Below are 15275 nucleotides of genomic sequence, written 5' to 3'. Positions count from 1 at the left end.
GCCCGACGGAGCGGACGGCCCGGCCTGGACAATGGCCGGGTGAGCGAGAACCACACCACCGACCTCCCGGACGTCGACGACCCGTACACCCGGCAGCTACTCGTCCTGCCCGACCGCGACGCCGCCGAGGAGGCCGCCGAGGAACTCGGCGCCGCCCAGCCCGACCTCGGCGAGCTCGAAGTCGTCCGCGACGCGCTCGCGGGCGAGGACGACGCCGAGGACGCCCAGTGGCTGATCGTGGCCGAGGCACCGGAAAGCGGCTGGACCCCTGCCCTGCTCCACGCCCTCGACACCCTCGCGGCCGGCTACGACGGCTGGCGCGAGGAGGCCTGAGGCGCGGCCCGGGCAGGCTGGCCGACGGGCCGACTCGGCCAGCTCGGCCGGAATCGCGAGAAGCCGGGGTCACTGGTCCTGCGGGTGCCGTGGATGTCGCGATGTCTGTCCCTGGCTTTCAAGGGCGAAGCTCTTCGCGGCGCGCTCCGGGCAGGCCCCGGAGCGCGCCGCAACCACTCTTCGAGTCGCGCCTTCGGCCCTCGCTGTGCATGCCCCCCGCCGGCCAGGAATCTCCGCAGCTGCCGTGCGGGAGCGTGGAGCCTGCGGTTTCCGGCGCGCTCCGGGCGAGCCCGGAGCGCGCCGGAACGTTTCTGCTGGGCCTGCGCCCGCCCCTCTCCACTCCTCCCACAACCCCCTACCCCTTCCCCTGCCCCACCTGGTTGTGGGAGGAGGAGAGCGCGGGCCGGTTACCCGGGCGGGGCCCGCGGGGAGGCCTGGGTCCGCTCGGGGTGGGGGCCCGAGGACGCCGACGGCCCGTGGCCACGCGGGTGGCGGGCCGTGCGAGCCGCGTGGGCGGGCTGCGGGTGGACGGCCACGCCGAGGGCGGCCGGGGAGTCGCCCGTCACCGCGATGTCCCCTTCCCGGTCGGTGCGCAGCACGGTGGCGCCCAGCGCGCGCAGGTGGTCGACCGTCTTCGGGGACGGGTGCCCGTACGTGTTGCCCTCACCGCAGGAGATGAGCGCCAGCCGGGGCCGGAGCACGCCTGCCAGGTCCCAGTCCTGGTGGGCCGAGCCGTGATGCGCCACCTTCACGACGTCCACCCTCCCCACCCGGCCCAACAACGCCGACTGGGCCTGCGGTTCGAGATCTCCGAGCAGTGCCATCCGTAGTCCTCCTGTCAGTGACACCATCAATGCGACGCTCGCGTTGTTCGGGCCGGGCGCCTCCACCGCCGCGCCTGGCACGGGCCACACCACGTCCCAGGCCAACTCCGCGCCGGTCGAACGCCGTTCACCCCGGCCGACTCTCGTCACAGGAACGCCGGCGCCTGCGGCCCAGCCCGTCACCCGGGCCGCCTCGCCCGGTGGGTCGTCCAGCGTGGTCCCCTCGATCGCGCCGATCCTTCGGCCCCGCAACACCCCTGGAACCCCCTCGACGTGGTCGGCATGGAAGTGCGTCAGCAGCAGTAAGGGAACCGACGTGACGCCGAGGTCGCGCAGACACCTGTCCGCGGCGTTGGGATCCGGCCCGGTATCGATCACCACCGCACTGCCCGGCACCCCCGTCGCGAGGGCCAGCATGTCCCCCTGCCCGACGTCGCACATCACCAGCCGCCACCCGGGCGGCGGCCAGCCGGTGGCGATCCGGGTGAGCTGCGGCGGGCGCAGCAGCACGGCGAGCAGGACCACCGTCAGCAGCCCCGTCACCAGGGCCCGCACCCAGCGTCGCCGCGTCGGCGCGGGGCCGCCCGGCGCAGCCCGCCTCGGCAGCAGGATCGGCGCCGCCCAGCAGGCCGCCAGGACGGCCAGCGCGACCGTGACCGTGCCGAACCACCCTCCCGGCCAGGCCAGTTGGCCGCCGGGTAGTTCGGCACCGCGGCGCGCCACCAGGGCGAGCCAGCCGACCGGGACCCCGGCAGGCTCCGCGAGCAGACGGGCCAGGGCCGGGAGGATCGGGTGCAGGACGAGCACCCCGAAGCCGAGCAGCGTCGCCGGCGCCACCGCCAGCTCGGCCAGCAGGTTGCACGGGATGCCGACCAGGCTGACGTGCCCGGACAGCACCACCGTCACCGGCGCGCACAGCGCTTGGGCGGCGGCCGCCGCCGCGAGGGCACCCGCCAGGTGGTGCGGCCAGCGGCGGGCCCGCAGGGCCTCGGCCCAGTGCGGCCCGAGGACGAGCAGCCCGGCGGTGGCGAGCACCGAGAGCAGGAAGCCGAACGAGTGCGCCAGGAACGGGTCCAGCAGGACCAGCACCAGGACGGCGCCGGCGAGCGCGGGCACCGCCCGGCGGGGACGGCCGGTGGCCAGGGCCAGCATGCCGATCAGCCCCGTCCCGGCCGCCCTCAGCACGCTGGGTTCGGGACGGCAGACGGTGACGAAGGCCAGGGTCAACGCGGTGCCGAGCAGGGCACTGGTGCGCAGCGGCAGCCCCAGCACCGCGGCCAGCCCGCGCCGCTCCGGGGTGCCGGCCTGTCCGGGCGCGCCCAGCAGCGCGCCGAGGACGATCGCCAGGTTGGCTCCGCTGACCGCCACCAGGTGGACCAGGTCGGTGGCCCGGAAGGCGTCGTCGAGGTCGTCGGGCAGCCGCGAGGTGTCGCCGACGACCAGCCCCGGGAGAAGCCCCCGTGCGTCCGCCGGCAGTCCGTCGGTGGCCGTGCGCAGGCCCTCGCGAAGGTGCCCGGCGATCCGCTGCGGAAGGCTCGGGGGAGCCAGCTGCCGGGGTGGGCCGTGGACCACCAGCAGGGCGGCGGACTCGGTGTCGTGGCCCTCCCCCGCCGGCCGTACCTCGGCCTCGGCGGCCAGCCGCTGGGACGGGAGCAGCCGCTGCCAGGGTTCGCTCTCCGCTCCCCGGATCATGACGGTCACCGGTGTACGCGTGCGCGTGGCCCGCCCGTCCGGGAGCGGGGTGACGCGGTCGGCCACCGCGGCCACGGTGAGGAGCGTCTGCCCGCCGGTGGTGCCGCCCCGGGAGGTGTGGGTCTTCGGGTCCCCCGTGACGGTCAATTCCACCTCCACCACCGGGGCGGCCGTGTCGGGCTCGGCGGCGGACGCGCGGACGAGTTCCGGCAGCGGCCCCCGGTGCAGGTCGGCGGTGTGCAGCGGCGTGGCGATCGCGGCAGCCGCGCCCGTCAGCAGGACGGCGGCCAGCGTCGCCGAGGACCCGCGGCTGCGCAGCACCCCCGGCCGGGTGAGCAGCAGGACGCCCCCGAACGCCGCGAGACCTGCCGCGCTGAGGACGAGGGCCTCGTGCCCCGGCTCCAGGCGAAGAAGTGCCGCCGAGACCGCCCAGGCCGAGACGGCGGGCAGCAGCAGACGGAAGTCGGCGCCCGGGGAGCGGGACGCAGTAGCCGGAACGGCCGGTGTGGTGGTGGCGGACACGGTGGTGCCTCCCTTCGAAGACCGACGAGGCTGATAGGGCGAGCAGGCGAGTAGGCGAGCAAGGCGGGCAGGGGCAGGAGCGACGGAGGAGTCAGAGGGTGAGCAGTGGCCGGAGCTCCGCATATGTTCGGGCGCCGATGCCGCTGACCTGCCGGAGCTGGTCGAGGGAGCGGAAGGGGCCGTGCGAGGTGCGGTAGGCGAGGATGCGCTGGGCGAGGGTGGGGCCGACGCCCGGGAGGGTGTCGAGCTGTTCGAGCGTGGCCCGGTTGAGGCTGACGGGTGCTCGGGGCGCGGCCGGGCCCGGAGGTCCGCTCCCGCTGCCGGCGGCCGGTGCGGGACCCTGTTCGCCGACCAGGATCTGCTCGCCGTCCGTCAGGAGGCGGGCCAGGTTGAGGTTCCTGGTGTCCGTCTCCGGGAGCGGGCCGCCTGCCGCGCGCAGGGCGTCGGCCACCCGGGAGCCGCCGGGCAGGGTGTGCAGGCCGGGGAGGTGGACCCGTCCGCCGATGTCCACCACGACGGCGGATCCAGCCCCGGGGACGGCCTCGGCGCCGGTGCCGGGCCCGGCCCTGGAAGCGGCGGCAGGGCCGTCGGCGGGGACGGACTGCTCGGCCACCGCCGGTGCCGTGGCCGCTGCCAACGCCGGCACGGCGACCGTCTCCGGCCGGGCCAGCCAGAAGTGCTGGACGGCGTAGCCGACCGCGAACAGCAGCAGGATGGCCAGCCCGGCCACCGCGCGCCGGTCGAGCGCCAGTGCCGAAGCGAACGAGGGGAAGGAGGCGGACCGCGGTCGCGCCCCGGCCCCGGTCAGGTACACGGACTCCTCGCCTGGGTCGACCGCGCCGCCCGCATCCGGCGACGGCGGAATCGACAGCGGAATCGGCCCCGCTGGCTCGGCGGACGGCGGCCCGGTGGCAGGCACCGGCCGCTCCCCCGCCGGAGCCGGGACCGCCCCCGACGAACGCCCGCCCGGTGAACCCGCGTACGGGCCACCCGAACCGCCCGAACCGCCCGAGTCATCCGAACCGCCCGAACCGGCCGAGTCACCCGAACCGGCCGAACCGCCCGACGGCTCGTCATCCCCCGGCAGCATCGCGGCCATCCGCAGCCGCACCGTCTCGTCGATCGCATGGCGCTTCGCCGCGCCCAGGCCCATGGTCGTCATGCCGAGGACGGTAGGAGTCCTTCGGCGAACGCGCGGAAATCAGCGAAACCCTGTGGATAACCCGGGGGTTGTGGACAGAGAGTGTCACTCACAAGGGCGAGCAGGACACCTAAAAGTTGACCGAGCGGCCAGGCGACCTGACAACCTGACGAACGGACACATCAACAGATCAACGCCCGCCCTCACCGCGGCGCGACCACCACCGCGAGCAGCCCCGGCCCGACGTGCGCGCCGATCACCGCCCCCACCTCGCCCACGTACAGCTCCCGCAGCCCCGGCACCCGCGCCCGCAGCCGCTCCGCGAGCGGTTCGGCCCGCTCCTCCGCCGCCAGGTGGTGCACGGTGATGTCGACCTCCCGCTCCCCCGAACGCTCGACCGCGATCTCCTCCAGCCGCGCGATCGCCCGCGACGCCGTCCGCACCTTCTCCAGCGGCTCGATCCGCCCGCCGTCCAGGTGCAGCAGCGGCTTGACCGCCAGCGCCGATCCGAGCAGTGCCCGCGCCGCCCCGATCCGGCCGCCCCGCCGCAGGTGCTCCAGCGTGTCGACGTAGAAGAACCCGCTGGTCGCGGACGCCCGCCGGCCGGCCGCCTCGGCCGCCCCGGCCAGCCCCTGCCCGGCCGCGATCGCCTCGGCCGCCGCCAGCACCCCGTACCCGAGCGCCATCCCGACCAGTCGGCTGTCCACCACCCGGACCGGTACGGGTGCCTCAACGGCGGCCAGCCGGGCGGCTTCGACGGTGCCGGACAGCTCGCCGGAGATGTGCACCGAGACGATCCCCTTCGCCCCGGCCTCGGCGGCCGCCCGGTAGGTGGCGGCGAAGGTCTCCGGGTTCGGCCGGGAGGTGGTCACCCGCTGCCTGCCCCGCAGCGCCTCGGCGACGTCCTTCGGGGAGATCTCGACGCCCTCGCTCAGGACCGAGTCACCGACCGCGACGCTGAGCGGGACCACCGTGATCCCGTGCCGGTCGAGGGCCTCGTGCGGCAGATAGGCCGTGGAATCGGTGACAAGTGCGAGGTCGGAGGGCATGAGCCGGAGGTTACTCCCCGTAGGTCCGGGAGGACAGCGCCCGATCCCGCGCCCGGCCCGAAGGCCCCGTGACGGCCCGCAGGAGTCAGCCCGCCGAGGGCCCTGCCGACGGCTTGCGCAGCCGCTGCGCCAGCTTGGCCAGCGGATCGGACAGCCCGAGCAGTTCCTCCGCGCTCGGACGCCCCTTCCCGTCGGTCAGCCCGGCCCGGGCCGCCCGCCCGGTCGCACCGGCCGAGCCCGAGCCCTGAGCACCTGCCGAGCCCTGAGCACCTGCCGAGCCCTGACCACCGGCCGCACCCCGACCACCGACCGGACCTTGACCCCCGGCCGCACCCCCCACACCGTCCCAGTGCCGCAGCGCCCCCGCCTCGCTCTCGCACTCCTGGGTCAGCCGGTTCAGCTCGTCGTCCGCGAACCGGTGCATCCGGTCCTGCGCCGCCCAGCGCATGGTCTCCGCCGAGTGGGTGATCCGCTCCGCCCGCTCGCGCAGCTCCGGCAGCTTGGCGGCGATCCGCGCGGCCTCCGGCTCGCGCTCCAGCATCCGCAGTTCGCCGTCGAGCTCGGCGGCGTGCGCGTCGAGCCGGTCCAGCAGGGCGAGCGACTCACCAAGCTGGCCGTCCTGCGCCAGGCCGCCCTCCAGCACCTGCCGGGTGCCGTCGAGGGAGGTCCGCAGGCTCAGCCGGACGGCGGCGATCTGCGCGGGCGGGCCGACCTGGGCGTACTTCTTCGCCTTGAGCGTCGCGGTCTCCACGGCACGCCGGGCGTTGGCCTCGTGCTTCTCGATCTTCGCGCCGACGGCCTTGGCGGCCTTGACCGTGCCGACGACGGCGAGGACCATCACCGCGACTCCGAAGAGCAGGGCCAGACCGATCATCACGCCGAACACGTCCATCGCGCGCCACCTTCCGCCGCCGTTCCGGCCCCACCGGGCCCAACGCGGGCCGCATCACCGAGAGTTCCACGGTAGCCGCCGGACCCCGCCCGAGGGAGGCCGGAGCAGGCCCGGCGAGCGGAGATCAGGGTCAGATCCGGGATCTCCCCGAGGGACCCGAGACCCCCGCGAAACCCGGGAATCCCCCGACGGAACACCCCACGAAGGCCCCCACGAACACCCCCCGCGAAGCCCCGGCAGAGCCCCCGAAACGCCGGACGGGCGCCCCGAAGGACGCCCGCCCGATCACTCCCGCAAGAGCCCCGCTCAACCGGTGACGATGTTCACCAGCTTCGGCGCCCGCGCGATCACCTTCCGCACCTCGGCCCCGCCGATCGCCGCGACGACCGCCGGCTCCGCCAGCGCCAGCGCCTCCAGCTCGGCGTCCGAGATCCCCGGCGCCACCTCCAGCCGCGCCTTGACCTTGCCCTTGATCTGCACCACGCAGGTCACCGTCTCGTCCACCACGTACGCCGGGTCGGCGACCGGGTAGTCGGTGTGCGCCAGCGAGTCGCCGTGGCCCAGGCGGCGCCACAGCTCCTCGGCGATGTGCGGGGCCAGCGGCGCGACCATCAGCACCAGCTGCTCGGCCACCACCCGCGGCGTGGAGCCGCGCTTGACCAGGTGGTTGTTCAGCTCGATGGCCTTGGCGACCGCCGTGTTGAAGCGCAGCCCGGCCATGTCGCCGCGGATGCCGTCGATCGCCTTGTGCAGGACGCGCAGCGTCGCCTCGTCCGGCTCCTCCTCGGTGACGACCAGCTCGCCGGTGGTCTCCGAGACGATGTTGCGCCACAGGCGCTGCAGGAAGCGGTACGAGCCGACGACGGCGCGGGTGTCCCACGGGCGGGAGACGTCCAGCGGGCCCATCGACATCTCGTACAGGCGCAGCGTGTCGGCGCCGTACTCGTCGGCGATGTCGTCCGGCGCGACGGCGTTCTTCAGGGACTTGCCCATCTTCCCGGCCTCGCGCTTGACCGGCTCGCCCTGCCAGAAGTACTGGCCGCCGCGCTCCTCGACCTCGGCGGCGGGCACCGGGAAGCCGCGCTCGTCGCGGTAGACGTCGGCGGTGATCATGCCCTGGTTGAACAGCTTGTGGAACGGCTCGACGGACGAGACGTGGCCCAGGTCGTGCAGCACCTTGTGCCAGAAGCGCGCGTACAGCAGGTGCAGCACGGCGTGCTCGGCGCCCCCGACGTACAGGTCGGCGCCGCCGGCCGGCTTGTTCTCCGTGGGGCCCAGCCAGTACTTCTCGTTGGCCGGGTCGACGACCGCCGAGGAGTTCGCCGGGTCGACGTAGCGCAGCTCGTACCAGCAGGAACCGGCCCAGTTGGGCATGGTGTTGGTCTCGCGGCGGTACTTCTTGACGCCGTCTCCCAGGTCCAGTTCGACGTTGACCCAGGCCTCGTTGCGCGACAGCGGGGTCTCCGGCGAGGAGCTGGAGTCGTACGCGTCGAAGGTGCGCGGCGAGTAGTCGTCGACCTCGGGGACCTCGACCGGCAGCATCGACTCGGGCAGCGCGTGCATGACGCCGTCCTCGTCGTAGACGATCGGGAAGGGCTCGCCCCAGTACCGCTGGCGGCTGAACAGCCAGTCGCGCAGGCGGTAGTTGACGGTGCCTTCGCCGATGCCGCGCTCGGTCAGCCAGGCGGTGACGGCGGCCTTGGCGTCGACGACGCTCAGCCCGTTCAGCGTCAGGTCGCCCTCGGCGCGGGCGGAGTCGACGATGACGGAGTCGTAGGTGTCGAAGGCGTCGTCCCACTCGGCCGGGTCGCAGCCGCGCCCGTCGGTGGGCTGGACGACGCAGCGCATCGGCAGCGCGAAGGCGCGGGCGAAGGCGAAGTCGCGGTGGTCGTGGGCGGGGACGGCCATGATGGCGCCGGTGCCGTAGCCCATCAGCACGTAGTCGGCGATGAACACCGGGACGGGCTCGCCGCTGACCGGGTTGACGGCGTAGGCGCCGGTGAAGACGCCGGTCTTGACCTTGGCCTCGACCTGCCGCTCGACGTCCGACTTGGCGGCGGCCGTGGCGCGGTAGGCGGCGACGGCCTCGGCGGGGGTGGCGGCGCCGCCGGTCCACTCGGCGGGCACGCCCTCGGGCCAGGCGGCGGGGACGATCGAGTCGACCAGGCCGTGCTCGGGGGCCAGCACCATGTAGGTGGCGCCGAACAGGGTGTCGGGCCGGGTGGTGAAGACGGTGATCTTCTGGTCGCCGGGGGCGGCGAAGTCGACCCGGGCGCCCTCGGAGCGCCCGATCCAGTTGCGCTGCTGGAGCTTGATGGCCTCGGGCCAGTCCAGCAGGTCCAGGTCCTCGATCAGCCGGTCCGAGTACGCGGTGATGCGCATCATCCACTGGCGCAGGTTGGACTTGAACACCGGGAAGTTGCCGCGCTCGGAGCGGCCGTCCGCGGTGACCTCCTCGTTGGCCAGCACGGTGCCCAGGCCCGGGCACCAGTTGACCGGCACCTCCTTGGCGTAGGCCAGGCGGTACTCGCCCAGCACCTCGTCGCGCTCGGCGGCCGACAGCTCCGCCCAGGCGCGCCCGCCCGGCACCTCGCGCGCGCCGGACTCGAACTGGGCGACCAGCTCGGCGATCGGGCGGGCCTTGCGGGCGGCCTCGTCGTACCAGGAGTCGAAGATCTGCAGGAAGATCCACTGGGTCCAGCGGTAGTACTCCGGGTCGATCGTGGAGATCGAGCGGCGCGGGTCGTGGCCCAGGCCCAGCCGGCGCAGCTGGTGGCGCATGTTGGCGATGTTCGCCTCGGTGGAGACCCGCGGGTGGGTGCCGGTCTGCACCGCGTACTGCTCGGCGGGCAGGCCGAAGGCGTCGTAGCCCAGCGTGTGCAGCACGTTGCGGCCGGTCATCCGCTGGTAGCGGGCGAAGACGTCGGTGGCGATGTAGCCCAGCGGGTGGCCGACGTGCAGGCCCGCGCCCGAGGGGTACGGGAACATGTCCATGATGAAGCTGTGCGGCTTCGCGGTGACGTCGCCGGCCGCCGGGTCGGCCAGCGCACCGGTGGGGTTGGGGGCGTGGAAGGTGCCCTCCTTCTCCCAGATGTCCTGCCAGCGGGACTCGATCTCCGCCGCCAGCGCGGCGCTGTACCGGAACGGCTCGGTCGCGGTCTCGGCCGCGCCGGACGCAGGGGTCGTCTCGCTCATGGTCCTTCAAGCTCCATCGGTGTCGGTTGGCGAACCGCGCAGGCGGCCGGCCCGTGGACCCGGCCCGGGACGGGTCGGGCGCGGAAAACAAAAAATCCCCTCGCAGGAGGGGACGCCACGCCGACTCCGGCACCGCCCGAGGGCGCGGCCGGTCCTGGTCAGCGCGGCCGGCTAAGGAGCAGGCGCACGGTTCGCATGGGCTCAGGGTACCGCAAGCGGCCCGGCGGGCCGCCGGGCGTCCGGCCGGGACGGCCCGGGGCGCCCGCCACGGCCTCCTCCGGCGCTCCCGGCACCGCCGGGCACCGCACAACGACCGGCCGGAGGCCCTACCGCACCGCCGCCCGCCCCGCCGCGTCGAACTCCCGCAGCGCCTTCGCCAGCCGCTCGGACTGCATCCCCGCCGCGAGCGAGCGCGCCAGCGCCGCGGTGCGGGCCGCCTCCCGCTGGTCGCCGAGCCTGCGGTGGGCCTCGGCGAGGCGCACCATCAGCAGCGCCTTGGAACGGGCCCGCCCCGGCCCGAGCCCGGCCACGGCCTCGGCGAGCAGCACCTTGGCCAGCCGGTGCTGGCCGAGCGCCAGCCGCCCCTCCCCCACCATCCCGGCGAGGTCGGCCCGGGCCTCCTCGGCGCCGGGCAGGCCGTCCAGTTCGGCGAAGGCCCGGGCGGCGGCGGCCTCGGCCTGCGCGGCCTCGCCCCGGCGGCCGTACGCGCGGGCGAGCCGGCCGAGCTGGCGGGCGCGGCCGGTGGCGCTGAGCGCGGCGCCGTGGGTGTCCAGGGCCTTGGTGAGCGCGGAGACGGCGTCCAGTCCGCGCCCGCCGGTGCCCTGGGTGGCGAGCACGACCAGCGCGCCGAGCACCGCGACGCCGAGCCGGGCGTCGCCGCTGACGTGGGCGGCGCGCAGCGCGGCGACGAAGGCGCGCTGGGCGGCCGCGTCGTGGCCGAGGTCGTAGGCGGCCCAGCCGGCCAGGCGGGCGAGTCTGCTGGCGGCGCCGTACAGCTCGCGACCGAGCCGTTCGTCGTACGCGCCGAGTTCCAGCAGTTTGGCCAGCATGGCGAGTTCGGCCCGGGTGGGGCCGAGGACGAGTCCTCCGCCGCAGGAGCGTTCGAGCTTCTGCTTGCTGCGGTAGGACAGGCCGAGTTCGCCGACCAGTCCGGGTTCGACGCGCAGCGCGCCCTCGCCGCCGCCGACGGGCGGTGGCGGGGAGTCGAGTCGGGCGGCGGCCTGGTCGAGGTCGGCGCTGCGGAACAGGTCGGTGAGGCGGACCGGGCCGGCGTCGGTGGCGGCCTCGCGCAGCGAGGTCTGGGCGGTGTCGGCGGTCCACGGGTCGGTGAGCAGCCGGGGCGAGAGGATCTTGGCGCCGCGGTGGCCGCCCATCCGGCCCCAGAGCTGTTCGTAGGTGACGGCGATGCCGAGGGTGCGGCTGAGCACCTCGCAGACCGCCTGGTCGTGCGGGCTGCGCGGCACCATGCCGCGGTCGCGCCACTTGTACGGGGCGGTGGAGCTGATGGCCAGGCCGGGCGGCAGGGCGAGGCTCACCTCACGGGCGAGCCGTTCCGGACTCCATCCGAGTTGGTGGAGTATCCGGGCCAGTTCCTCGTTCCGCCTTCGCTCCAGATCGGCCATGGCACGACGGTAGCGGGATTCCGGCCCCCGGGACCGGCGGCGCGGGCAGAACGGCGAAGAGCCGCCTCCCGTTTCCGGAAGGCGGCTCTCGACTGCTGTGGAGCTATGGGGAATTGAACCCCAGACCTCTTGCATGCCATGCAAGCGCTCTACCAACTGAGCTATAGCCCCTTGACCTGCGTCGTCACCGTGGTTCCCGGTTGTTTCCGGCCGTTTCCCTCGGCGACATCGACTACTTTACACGCTCCGGGGGGTGCTCCTGAAATCCGTTTCCCCCGGGAGCTCCCCGGGCTCGCGCCGTGCGCCCCGGGCGCGCGCTCCCCGCCCGGGCGCATGAGGTCCGTCTCCACCACCGCGCGCCCGCCCGCTGAAACGACGGCGGACCGCTGCCCGAAATGCCGGAAGGCCGCCACCCCTTGGGTGACGGCCTTCCGAACTGCTGTGGAGCTATGGGGAATTGAACCCCAGACCTCTTGCATGCCATGCAAGCGCTCTACCAACTGAGCTATAGCCCCGCGACACGGACGACCCTGGCTGACCACGACCGCCGATGCGGAGTGGAGCTATGGGGAATTGAACCCCAGACCTCTTGCATGCCATGCAAGCGCTCTACCAACTGAGCTATAGCCCCGCACTCACCGGGCTTCCCGCTTCCCTTCCGGGCCGCGTTCCTCCCTGCGAACAAGGAAGACTTTAGCTGGTCAGGGCCGGAACTGTGAAATCCGCTCCCCGGGGCCCCGCCGAGGGCCCCTGAGGGCCCCCGGCATCCGTGCCGCCCGCGCCGGTGCCGCTCGGGCACCGGTACCGCTCAGGTGTCGTCGCCGATGACCGGTTGCGGGAGCGTGCCCGCGTTGTGCTCCAGCAGCCGCCAGCCGCGCGAGCCGTGGCCGAGCACCGACCAGCAGCAGTTGGACAGCCCGCCGAAGCGCTCCCACTGGGCCGGCTCCAGGCCGAGCAGCCGCCCGAGCATGGTGCGGATCGTCCCGCCGTGGCTGACCACCACCAGCGTGCCGTCCTCCGGGAGCTTGGCGACGGCCTCCAGCACCACCGGCACCGAACGGTCGGCGACCTCGGTGGCCAGCTCGCCGCCACCGCCGCGCCGCACCGGCTCGCCGGCCGCCCAGGCCTCGTACTCCTCGGGGAAGCGCTCGCGGATCTCCGCGTTGGTCAGGCCCTGCCAGGAGCCCGCGTAGGTCTCCCGCAGGCCCTCGTGGTGCTGCACGTCGAGCCCGGTGATCTCGGCCAGCTCCGCGGCGGTGCGCCGGGCGCGCTGGAGGTCCGAGGAGATCAGCAGGTCGGGACGGAGCCCGGAGAGCAGCCGGGCCGCCCGCTGGGCCTGGAGGACGCCCTGGCCGGTCAGCTCGATGTCCGTGGTGCCCTGGAAGCGCGATTCGAGGTTCCAGGAGGTCTGGCCGTGGCGCCAGAAGACGATGCGCGGGCCGCGCGCGCCCCGGCTCAGTGCAGGTCCTCGGGCTTGCCGAAGTCGTCCGCGGGGGCGACGGCGTTGCCGGCCTCGTCGGTGTGGGCGTCCGGGCGGTTGCGGGACTCCAGGGCGTCGGCGGGCAGCGGCAGCTCCGGGCAGTCCTTCCAGAGGCGGTCCAGCGAGTAGAAGGAGCGCTCCTCGGAGTGCTGGACGTGCACGACGATGTCCAGGTAGTCGAGCAGGATCCAGCGGCCCTCGCGCTCGCCCTCGCGGCGCACCGGCTTGATGTCCAGCTGCTCGCGCAGCTGGTCCTCGATCTCCTCGGCGATCGAGCGGACCTGGCGGTCGTTGTTCGCGGAGGCGATCAGGAAGGCGTCGGTGATCGACAGCACCTCGCTGACGTCGAAGGCGATGATGTTGTGCGCGAGCTTGTCGGCCGCCGCCTGCGCGGCGACGGTGATGAGCTGCTGGCTGTGGTCGGTGACGGTCACGGTGTTCTTCCGGCTCGGCGGCTTTGGGGCGCCCCGGCGCGCGGCCGGGGTCGTTTTCCAGGATCTCACGCCGCCCGGGCGGGCCCGGAACCGTTTTCCGCGCCCCCGGGGACCGCCGCGAGCCGCCCGGAGCCCGGTCGGACGCCGGCCCGCCCGAACCGCCGCCGGACACCGGCCGCCCAGCACGCCCGCGGACCCCGACGGCACAGCCGGACGACCGCACAGCCTGACGACCACCCGGGCCGACCGACCGCACCGCCGACCGACCGCACAGCCGCAGCGGCCGGACCCCCACCGATGCCCCGGCCGCGCCGCCCCACCGGACCGGAGCAGCCGCCCTACTGGTTCTTCGGCGGCTGGTAGTCCTTGCCGAGCACGACCAGCAGGTCCGCGTTCTGGGTGTCCCCGGTCACCTTCTTCACCGCCGTGTCCGGCAGGCCGAGGCTGGTCGCCAGCGACTTCGCCGCGCCCTGCCGGGCGTCGTCGGTGTAGCGGATCTCACTGGTGGCCTGCGGCGCGGCCTTCGTCCCGCCCGGGATGAACGTCAGGCCGGAGTTGACGATCTGGACCTGGGCGGCGGCCGCCGCCGCGTCGTTGCCGTTCGCGTCCTGGAGCGCGACCCGGGCGGGGGCGTCGCCGGTGGCCGCGGACTTCACGGTGCCGCCCAGCACGTCCTTGACCTGCTTGCCCGCCGTCGCCTCGTCCAGGCTGCCGTCCGGTTTGACGGTCAGCGCGGTGGTGCCGAAGTGGCCGTCCTTCGCCTGCTGGGCGAGCTGGACGAGCACCCCGGCGAGGGCGTCCTCGGGCAGCGAGGGGTCCAGCACCGCGTTCATCCGGTGCACGTCGTCCTTGGCGTCCTTGAAGTCGGTCGGCATGGTGCGCACCACCGCGTCCATGACCTGCCCGAACCGGGCCAGCTGGGCGTCCCGGTTCTCGCCGGGCGCCTGCAAGGTGGCGTACGCGACCGCGGCCTTCCCGCTGAGCAGGGTGTTCTTCCCGGCCGCCGACAGCAGCTTGCCGTCCGGCTTGCCGCCCTCGTGGGTCTCGGCGTTGGTGTCCACCCGGACGCCGCCGAGCTGGGAGACCAGCAGTTCCAGGTACGGGGTGTCCAGCCGCCAGGTGCCGGCCACCGGCGCGCCGAGCACGGTGGACAGGCCCTCGCGGGTCGCCGAGGCGCCGATGCCGTCCATGGCCTGGCCGACCGTGGTGACCGGCGGGTCGCCGGGGCCGGGCAGCCGCAGGTTGTCGGGCAGCAGCAGCACCGTGCCCTTCTTCCCGGAGCCGTCGTTGACCAGCAGCGCGCTGGACACCTTGCCCTGGAGGTCGCGCAGGTGGACGACGTTGACCTGGCGCCCGCCGGCCGCCGCGGCGGCGGTCGGCTTGTCGCCGGTGAACAGGAGGTAGCCGCCGGCGCCGCCGGCCGCGAGCGCCACCACCACGCCGAGGCCGATCAGCCGGTTGCGCAGCTTGCGGCGGCGCTCGGCGCGCACCTCGCTGCGGGACTCGGCGAACTTCAGCCAGTCGATGACGTCCTCGGACTCCTCCGCCTCCTCGTCGACGAAGGTGAACTCGCCCGTGGCGTAGCCGTCCCCGGCCGCCTTGCTCCCGGCTTTCCCGGCCTTCCCCGCCCGCGCCCCGCCGACCCGCTCGGACGGCGGCTCGGCCTTGGCCGGCACCGCCTCGGTGGCGGGCCTGGGCACCCGCGGACGCGGCGGCGCGGCAGCGGCGGGGGCGGGCGTGGCGGCCTCGGCCGGCGAGGGCGCCGGCGCCTCGGTGGCGACCGGCTCGACGGCGCCCGGCGCGGCGGCGGCCTGGTACGGCTGCTGCTGGTAGCCCTGGTGGCCCTGCTGCTGGTAGCCGTACGGGTCCTGCCCGTACACCGGCTGCCCGTACTGGTCGTACTGCTGGTCGTACTGCTGCTGCCCGTACGGCTGCGCCTGCTGCGGGAACTGCGGGATCTGCCCCGTCCGGCCGCCCTGCTGGTACTCGTCGTACCCCTGGTGGCCCTGCTGCTGGTAGCCGTACGGGTCCTGCCCGTACACCGGCTGCCCGTACTGGTCGTACTGCTGGTCGTACTGCTGCTGCCCGTAC

Annotated in this window: 10 protein-coding genes and 3 tRNA genes; 1 reads left to right on the top strand and 12 read right to left on the bottom strand. The window is 74.3% G+C overall.

Going from position 1 to position 15275, the window contains the following annotated elements; translation table 11 throughout:
* The first annotated feature begins 39 nt into the window (after positions 1-39).
* A complete protein-coding gene (locus ACZ55U_RS18290; RefSeq protein ID WP_465527154.1) occupies positions 40-333 on the top strand; it encodes a hypothetical protein in 294 nt (97 codons plus the stop codon).
* 407 nt (positions 334-740) lie between these two features.
* On the opposite strand, the gene ACZ55U_RS18285 is transcribed toward ACZ55U_RS18290, so the two are convergent.
* From ACZ55U_RS18285 to ACZ55U_RS18230, 12 genes are all read right to left on the bottom strand, one after another.
* Complete coding sequence (locus ACZ55U_RS18285) at positions 741-3371, bottom strand: ComEC/Rec2 family competence protein (RefSeq protein ID WP_465527153.1); 2631 nt, start codon at positions 3369-3371, stop codon at positions 741-743.
* Positions 3372-3462: 91 nt separating this feature from the next.
* Complete coding sequence (locus ACZ55U_RS18280; RefSeq protein ID WP_465527152.1) at positions 3463-4533, bottom strand: ComEA family DNA-binding protein; 1071 nt, start codon at positions 4531-4533, stop codon at positions 3463-3465.
* Positions 4534-4715: 182 nt separating this feature from the next.
* Entirely contained in the window at positions 4716-5561 is an 846-nt protein-coding gene (locus ACZ55U_RS18275; protein ID WP_465527151.1) for a DegV family protein, read from the bottom strand.
* Between the two features lie 85 nt (positions 5562-5646).
* The gene (locus ACZ55U_RS18270) at positions 5647-6453 is read right to left on the bottom strand and encodes a hypothetical protein (RefSeq protein ID WP_465527150.1); all 807 of its coding nucleotides are present in this window, start codon (positions 6451-6453) and stop codon (positions 5647-5649) included.
* Between the two features lie 306 nt (positions 6454-6759).
* Positions 6760-9648 carry a leucine--tRNA ligase gene (leuS, locus tag ACZ55U_RS18265; protein ID WP_465527149.1) on the bottom strand — a complete coding sequence of 963 codons (2889 nt, stop codon included), beginning with the start codon at positions 9646-9648 and terminating at the stop codon, positions 6760-6762.
* Positions 9649-9974: 326 nt separating this feature from the next.
* Entirely contained in the window at positions 9975-11270 is a 1296-nt protein-coding gene (locus ACZ55U_RS18260; protein ID WP_465527148.1) for a hypothetical protein, read from the bottom strand.
* 98 nt (positions 11271-11368) lie between these two features.
* A tRNA-Ala gene (locus ACZ55U_RS18255) sits at positions 11369-11441 on the bottom strand.
* 271 nt (positions 11442-11712) lie between these two features.
* Positions 11713-11785: transfer RNA gene (locus ACZ55U_RS18250), tRNA-Ala, on the bottom strand.
* 43 nt (positions 11786-11828) lie between these two features.
* Positions 11829-11901 (bottom strand) — tRNA-Ala (locus ACZ55U_RS18245).
* Positions 11902-12078: 177 nt separating this feature from the next.
* Positions 12079-12729: a histidine phosphatase family protein gene (locus tag ACZ55U_RS18240; RefSeq protein WP_465527210.1), complete on the bottom strand. Its 651-nt coding sequence runs from the start codon at positions 12727-12729 to the stop codon at positions 12079-12081.
* Positions 12726-13184: a ribosome silencing factor gene (gene rsfS, locus ACZ55U_RS18235; RefSeq protein ID WP_465527147.1), complete on the bottom strand. Its 459-nt coding sequence runs from the start codon at positions 13182-13184 to the stop codon at positions 12726-12728. Before rsfS ends, ACZ55U_RS18240 begins: the two co-directional genes overlap by 4 nt.
* Before the next feature lie 338 nt (positions 13185-13522).
* The coding region (locus ACZ55U_RS18230) for a LytR C-terminal domain-containing protein (RefSeq protein ID WP_465527146.1) at positions 13523-15275 on the bottom strand (1753 nt) is incomplete at its 5' end.

The organism is Kitasatospora sp. NPDC034533, from assembly GCF_055575155.1.
Note: the sequence above shows the minus strand (reverse complement) of the source record. Positions and strands in the feature narration are given on the sequence as shown.